At 66.1% G+C, this 578-nt stretch carries 1 protein-coding gene; it reads left to right on the top strand.

The features are described from left to right. Positions 1–578, top strand: a 578-nt coding sequence (locus ABD191_RS29095) for an RICIN domain-containing protein (protein ID WP_425560907.1), incomplete at both ends; no start/stop codon positions are given.

Genomic DNA, 578 nt, shown 5'->3' with positions numbered 1-578 from the left:
ACGAGTGGGGCGCCGCCGGTGCGTCGGCGCAGTGGTTGGCGTAGGGCGCTGGTCGCTGGTGTGGTGTCCGTCGTCGCGGCCGGTGGGATGGTGGCGGTGAGTACGTGGCCCGCGTCCGCGGCCACGGTGGACACCAACGCCTGGTATGTGTTGGTGAACCGCAACAGCGGCAAGACGGTGGACGTCTACGGTCGTGCCACAAACGATGGGGCCCGGATCGCTCAGTGGACCCGCAACGACGGCACCAACCAGCAGTGGCAGTTCGTCGACTCCGGCAACGGGTACTACCGGATCAAATCCCGCCTGTCCGGCAAGGTGCTCGACGTCTACAACTTCTCCACCGCCAACAGCGCCAGCGTCGTGCAATGGGCCGACGTGAACGGCACCAACCAACAATGGCGACTCGCCGACTCCGACAACGGTCACGTACGGTTGATCAACCGCAACAGCAACAAGGCCCTCGAGGTCCAGGGCGCCTCCACCGCGGACGGCGCCAACATCGTCCAGTACGACGACTGGGGCGGCGCCAACCAACAATGGCAACTCGTACGCGTCGCAGCCACCACACCCACCAGCGG

It is taken from the genome of Luedemannella helvata (assembly GCF_039528415.1).
In the GTDB taxonomy this organism is placed as follows: Bacteria; Actinomycetota; Actinomycetes; order Mycobacteriales; family Micromonosporaceae; genus Luedemannella; species Luedemannella helvata.
The sequence above is the reverse complement of the archived record's forward strand: the minus strand, read 5'-3'. Positions and strand labels throughout refer to the sequence as shown.